The sequence below is a fragment of the Pseudoduganella sp. RAF53_2 genome, assembly GCF_052113985.1.
Lineage (GTDB): Bacteria > Pseudomonadota > Gammaproteobacteria > Burkholderiales > Burkholderiaceae_D > Rugamonas.
In genome coordinates this window covers 1-6,591 of sequence record NZ_JBFRDW010000333.1, presented here as the reverse complement: position 1 = coordinate 6,591, position 6,591 = coordinate 1, and the positions used below count along the sequence as shown (strand labels likewise).

Annotated in this window: 5 protein-coding genes; 1 reads left to right on the top strand and 4 read right to left on the bottom strand. The window is 64.0% G+C overall.

What is annotated here, in order from left to right:
* Positions 1–2,535 (top strand): type VI secretion system ATPase TssH (gene tssH / locus AB4Z11_RS19145; RefSeq protein WP_442026930.1); only part of this gene is annotated, 2,535 nt, incomplete at its 5' end.
* A 4-nt stretch (positions 2,536–2,539) separates the two neighbouring features.
* Here tssH and tssA read toward each other — a convergent pair.
* From tssA to AB4Z11_RS19125, 4 genes are all read right to left on the bottom strand, one after another.
* Complete coding sequence (gene tssA / locus AB4Z11_RS19140; RefSeq protein ID WP_442026929.1) at positions 2,540–3,559, bottom strand: type VI secretion system protein TssA; 1,020 nt, start codon at positions 3,557–3,559, stop codon at positions 2,540–2,542.
* Between the two features lie 23 nt (positions 3,560–3,582).
* Complete coding sequence (locus tag AB4Z11_RS19135; RefSeq protein WP_442026928.1) at positions 3,583–4,332, bottom strand: OmpA family protein; 750 nt, start codon at positions 4,330–4,332, stop codon at positions 3,583–3,585.
* 1 nt (position 4,333) lies between these two features.
* On the bottom strand, positions 4,334–5,320 hold the full coding sequence (gene tagF / locus AB4Z11_RS19130; RefSeq protein ID WP_442026926.1) for a type VI secretion system-associated protein TagF: 987 nt from the start codon (positions 5,318–5,320) through the stop codon (positions 4,334–4,336).
* Positions 5,317–6,591 (bottom strand): type VI secretion IcmF C-terminal domain-containing protein (locus AB4Z11_RS19125; RefSeq protein ID WP_442026924.1); only part of this gene is annotated, 1,275 nt, incomplete at its 5' end. The genes AB4Z11_RS19125 and tagF, both read right to left, overlap by 4 nt.

Genomic DNA, 6,591 nt, shown 5'->3' with positions numbered 1-6,591 from the left:
GAACAGCCACGCAGCGATTTCACTCTGCTGGCTCGGCATTTCGATGTTGATACCAGCAAGCTGCAAAGCGATCTGCAGAACGAGATAGGCCGCTTCAAGGCGGGCAATTCACGCACGCCGGTGTTTTCTTCGCGCTTGCCGCGCCTGTTCGAACATGCCTGGCTGATTGCCTCGCTCGATCTGCAGGCTGGCCAACAGGTGTTCATCCGTAGCGGCCATCTACYGCAGGCGCTGCTGACCGATGCGGAGCTGGCACAGCTGGCATACCGCAGCTCGCCGCTGTTCAACAGGTTCCGTGCGGACGATATCAAGCATCATCTGGAGCAGATCACTGCCGGTTCGCAGGAGGCTGTGGTGGAGACTGGCGCGGCGCAGGAGGAGGGCGATCCGGTCGGCGAATTGCAGCAGGTGCCCGCCAGGACTCCGGCCCTGGACCAGTTCACCACCAACCTCACGGAACGCGCCCGTGCGGGTCAAGTCGATCCGGTGATCGGGCGCGATGCGGAGATCCGCCAGGCGATCGATATCCTGATGCGCCGACGCCAGAATAATCCTATCCTGACTGGCGAGGCGGGCGTCGGCAAAACGGCTGTGGTGGAAGGGCTGGCGCTGCGCATCGCCACGGACGACGTACCCGATGTGCTGAAAGGCGTGGCGATTCACACGCTGGACATGGGCTTGCTGCAGGCCGGCGCCAGCGTCAAGGGCGAGTTCGAAAATCGGCTGAAGAGCGTGATCGATGAAGTGAAAAAGTCGCCACAACCGATCATCCTTTTCATTGACGAGGCGCACACCATGATTGGCGCGGGCGGCCAGGCGGGGCAGAATGACGCCGCCAACCTGTTGAAGCCCGCACTGGCGCGCGGCGAATTGCGTACCATTGCGGCGACTACCTGGGGCGAGTACAAGAAGTATTTCGAAAAGGATGCAGCACTGGCGCGGCGCTTCCAGGTTGTGAAAGTCGAAGAACCCAGCGAAGAACTGGCCTGCGCCATGTTGCGCGGGATGGCGCCTTTGATGGAAGCGCACTTTGGTGTGCGCGTAATGGACGAGGCAGTCACCGAAGCGGTGCGTCTGTCGCATCGTTACATCAGCGGCCGCCAGCTGCCGGACAAGGCAATCAGTGTGCTCGATACAGCCTGCGCAAAGGTGGCGCTGGGCCAGAGCGCGACGCCAGCGCTGATCGAAGCACTGCAGCGGCAACTGGAGCGCGAAGGCGCCGAGGCTGCGGCCCTGCTGCGTGAACAGGCGGCGGGCGCCGAGCACACGCAGCGTGTGCAGCAGCTCGACGACAGCTGCGCGTTGGCTGAGCAGGAGTTGATGGCGCTGCGCGTGCGCTGGGAGCAAGAGAAATCACTGGCGGCCCGGATTGCCGAGGCGCGCGCCGCGCTGGAAAAGCATGGCGCGGGGGATGGCACGGCGGGCGCCATGACGGGTGATGGCGGCGCCGCACGGGACATTCAGGTGCTGTTGGCCGAACTGCGCGCGCTGCAGGGTGAAACGCCGATGGTGCCGGTGCAAGTGGATGGTCACGTGGTTGCGGACATCGTCGCCGGCTGGACCGGCATACCGCTTGGGAAAATGGTGAAGGATGAAATCCAGGCCGTACTGCGTTTGAAGGACGTATTGCAGGAACGCGTGATCGGCCAGCCGCAAGCCATCGGCGCCGTGGTCCAGCGCGTGCGTACCGCGCGTGCCAATCTGGACGATCCCAATAAGCCGAAAGGCGTGTTCCTGTTTGCCGGCCCGTCCGGCGTGGGCAAGACGGAAACCGCGCTGGCACTGGCCGATGCGTTGTACGGTGGGGAGCGCAAACTGGTCACCATCAATATGAGCGAATACCAGGAAGCCCACAGTGTATCGGGCCTCAAGGGCTCGCCGCCGGGCTATGTCGGCTACGGCGAAGGCGGCGTGCTGACCGAAGCCGTGCGCCGCAATCCCTACAGCGTCGTGCTGCTGGACGAAGTGGAGAAAGCGCATCCCGACGTGCTGGAGCTGTTCTTTCAGGTCTTCGACAAAGGCATGATGGACGACGCTGAAGGCCGCGCAATCGACTTCCGTAATTCGATCATCATCCTCACCTCGAATGTGGCCTCGTCCACCATCATGCAGTCCTGCCTGAACCGCGCCGAGGAGGAGTTGCCCTCACCGGAAGAACTGGAAGCGGCAATCCGTCCGCAGCTGCTGAAGGTGTTCAAGCCGGCCTTTCTGGGGCGCCTGAAAGTGGTGCCGTTCTACCCGATCGCAGACGACACGCTGGCAAGTATCATTGAACTGAAGCTGGACCGCATCGGCCAGCGCATCGGCATCAACCACAAGGCGGAATTCCATTATGACGATAGCTTGGTGGATGCAGTGCTTGCGCGCTGCACCGAGGTCGATTCCGGCGCGCGCAATGTCGACAATATACTGAACGGGACGTTGTTGCCGGAAATTGCTGAAGCCGTGCTGGCGAAGATGGCGGAGGGGAGGACCATCAGCCGCATCCAGGTGGCGGCCGACGGTCTGGGCAAATTCGAATACAGCGTGCGTTGAGTGCTCAGGAGCGCTGGACGCCCAGCAGCTCCTCGATATGCGCCAGTGAACCGGAATCCTTGACCACGCTGCGCAGCCAGGTATGCAGGTCCTGCTCCGCAGCGTCGGCCGCCTTGTCGGCGTAATAGGACGCCGGGCTGTATGGTTCCGTGCGCCGGAAGAAGCTGGCGATCTCGCGCAACTGGGCCACAGCCTGCGCGCGTGATCCGGCGGCGCCATGCGTCATTGCAGCCGGCTGGGCGAACATGATCTGCGCGTCCTGCGCGCTATCCGGGCCGGGCGCCGGCACCGTCGCAGGCAGGCTCGCATGCGAGGGCATGGCATCGATCATCGCCTGCACCGCATTGCGGGCGGCGGCAAAGCCCGGGCTGTCCGCCCCAAGACGTTCGTCAGCCGCCGTTTCCAGTGTGCGCAGCGCTTCCATGCAGTAGCGCGCATCAGCGGCAAACTGTTCGCGGAAGCGTGCCGAATTGCGAGCGCGGGCACTTTCCATATCGGCCAGCTTCGGCCAATCCGGATTGCGCACATTGTCCGGCAGGCTGGCCTGCCTGCGCGCCGTCTCGAAATCGATGGTGGAGAATCCCTGTCCCTCGGTGAGCGGCATTTCGCGTGTCAGCGCTGCAGTGCGGTTCAGTATCCAGGCCAGATTGCCGATGCGCTGCTCGCTGTCGCCGGCATCGGGCAGGGGAAACAGGCCATTATTCCAATAGGCGCGGCAAAGGCCGGCCAGCACGCGGAACGCTTCACCCAGACCGCGCAACTGATGCTGCTTCGCTGCGGCTTCGGCCAGCCAGACGGCCAGGCGCAAGTCCTTGCTTTGTTCGGTGAGCAGTGCGCTGCAGCGAGCCACAACGAACGACCAGTCGGCCTCTTTCAGTTCCGTGACCCATTCGCCCTGTTCCAGCGAGGGATCGTCGAAACGGCGCGCATGGGCGATGGCGTCAAAGGCCGGCGAAAAGGATAGATCGATACCGGCCGGCTGTTCCGGGGTGATGGGTTCCAGCAGGGATTCAGCGGAAAACATAGCTACTCCTTCAATAGCGGCGCTTACTGCGCCATGCGGAATTCGATGCGGCGATTGCGCGCCCGGCCTTCCGCTGTGTCGTTATTTGCTACAGGACGGTCGGAGCCCTGGCCCGAKGCGGTCAGCAGCTCGGCCGCGATACCTTTGCCGGACAGGTAATTGCGCACGGCTTCCGCCCGCGCCTGGCTCAGGTTCTGGTTACTGGCGCGCAGACCCACGTTGTCGGTGTGGCCAATGATCTCGACCTTCTGGCCTTTCATCTTCAGCATGGCGACCGCCATCTCGTCCAGGATAGTCTTGCCGGCCGGCGTCAGCACCGCCTGGCCGCTCTCGAATTCGATGATGCGGTTGGCCAGCGTGCGGTCCAGGATGCCCTGCTCGGCCATCGCCACGCGCAAGCCGTTGTTGACGGTGTAGGTGGGATTCAGGCTGGTGGCGAAGTCGCTGGCGATGCGCTGGCGCTGTGCCTCATTGGACACTTCGCCACGCACGCTGACCATATTGCCGTCCACTTTGAGCTGGCCACGACTGATCTGCTTCAGATTGGGCGTGATCAGCTTCTGTACGTAGTTGCTCCAGTTCGCCGGGCTGGCGACCTGGCCGACCGCCAGCTGGTCCACCACTTTGTCGGCGCCATACACCTCGCGCAACTGGTTGAGCAGGGCCGTCTTGGCCGCTTCGTCCGGTACGGTGCCGCTGGCCACCACCTGGCCGGGCAACTGGGCTTGTGCCGCGCAGGCGGCAAACAGCAGGAGGACAGGAATGCAACGCATATCAGTTTCCAATAAAGGCGGTGCGCAGCGAGTCGCGCGCGGATTTCAGGGACAGCGCCGGCTGGGCAAGATAGGCCGAAACCTTCTGGCTCGCGTAATCGTCCTTGACCTGGTCTTCGACCCATTCCACATCGTCGAAGCGGATGTGATGCTGCTCGCCGACCTGAGGGYCCATGATGCCCAGCAGGGTGTGTGGCGAAGCGCCGCTGAAGCCCAGCACCAGCACGGGCTTGCCGTGCAGGCGCGTGACGAAGAGCGACAATTCGAAGTCGGCGCGCATCAGGAAAGGCGTGATCACGTGCATCCAGAAGGCCGCCACCAGGTTGCGGTATAGCGCATCGGCCGGCAGGGGCAGCACCAGGCTTTTTTCAAGACGGCTGGAGCTGCTGGCCATCACCGGCTGCAGGAGCATGCCCAGCGCCAGCATCAGTTGACGCACCGTGCCGCCAAAGCCCGCCTGTGCCAGCAGGCCGTCCAGGGCGCCCACGGTTTGCAGTTCCAGGAAGTCGGCGAAAGCAGCGTCATAGGCCGCCGCGCGCAGTTCCAGATCGAGCGTATTTCCCTGCAGCGCTTGCAGCGGSGCGCCGGCATCCGGAGCGGCCAGCACGCCACCGCTCAGTTGCTCCAGCCTGGCCCACAAGCGCGTCAGCAGCAGCGGGCTGAATGAGGCGAAGCTGGCCGGTTCCTCGACTTCCACGCTGCTCACCATCAGGAAAGGAAAGCGGCGGCTGGACTGGTCGCTGGAAGCAGTGATATGGCCTGCGATGGCGGAGCGGCGGCGTGGCCCCAGCAGGGCGAAATGCAGCGGCTGCACCGCGTCGTAAGTCAGCTTCCAGCGCGCATCGGCGCTCAGCATCTCCATTGAGCGCGCCAGCCAGTCATCCAGCACATTGATCACGCGCGGATCGCTGCCGCCTTTGACGAAGTCCGCGCGGCTGGGAACCTTGCCGAAATAGCCGATGGCGGCAGGCGTAGGCATGCGGCTCATTGCTGCGCTCCCATTGCCGCGACCTGCGACGCCAGCGTGGGCGAAGGCGTGCCACCCACCACGGAGTCCGGCAGGCGCAGCTTGCGGAAGCCTTGTCCTGCCTGGGCCGGTGCGGAGGCTGGCGCGGCAGGCAGCAGACGCAGATTGGCCGTGACTGTCACGCCGCTGTTGCTCCAGCTAAGTTCGAAGCTTCCATCATCCTTGCGCTTGCGCTGTGCGGAGTCGATCATTTTCTTCAAGCCGAAATGGCCAGGCTCGTCCAGCACCACCACCTTTTTTCCGTCCGGCGTGAAGGCCGTGATGCGGGAGCCCGGCACGCCTTGCGGATTGGGCCAGACCATCGGCGTCCAGGGTTGCGGCTGGCCTTTCCAGCGCAGCGCCTGTCCGTCGATCTCGATGGTGTATTCGCTGACGCCCGGTACCGCGACGGTCTGCAATTGGAAGCGGGTCTGCGCCTCTTCGCCGCTGGCCTGGTTGGCGACGCCATTGGCGTTCAACGGTGCGATCCAGCCGGGAAAACTGGTGGTGACTGCAGGCGACAGGGCAATACCCATATTGGCCCAGGTGCGGGCGCTGAGCGTGTCGCCCCGTCGTACCACCAGCGGGCCGACCGTACTGTTGAAGAATTTGGCCACTGCGCCCTCAGGACCGAATACCTGCCCGATTTCGGCATTGCTGGCTTCCTGGCGCGACTCCGGCGCGAAAGGATATTTGGCCAGCAGGCCTTTGCGGAAGGGCTCCAGCACTTGCGCCGTCCATACCTTGTTGATCTCGGCCTCGGTGGGCTGCACGATCACGGCAAAGGTCTGCATCAGCGGACGCACCAGCAGCGGGCGGATGGCCTGCTTCTGCTGCTCGCCCATGCCGGTCAACATCTGTTCGTCGACGTAGCGTAAGGCATCCGCCAGTTCGGAACCGCTGCCGTCCAGCGTCTGCTGCATCAGTTGCTTGGCGCCGGGACCGGGATCGCCCTGGTTGCGGATCTGGTTGAAGCGGGCGCGTAGTCTGGATAGGTTGTCCATGTAGCCGCGCATCAGCGAAGCGCCCTTGTCCTTGGCCACCACCAGCTGCGCCACGCCCGCAAATTCGCGGCCGACAGGACCCAGCGGCAGGGCGCTGCCCGGCGCTGTGTTCGCCGGCACGCTCACCGTCACCTGGCCTGGCTTGCGGCGCAGGATGGTCTCGCGGAACCAGTCACCCAGGCCGCGCTGCGCACGCTGCAGGCCGGTGTCGATCAGCGAAGGGTTGTCCCATGAAGTCTCCTGGTACAC

What these genes read in the sequence shown, in the direction of transcription:
- tssA (WP_442026929.1), bottom strand. Translation starts at nt 3,559, where the DNA reads ATGTTTTCCGCTGAATCCCTGCTGGAACCCATCACCCCGGAACAGCCG.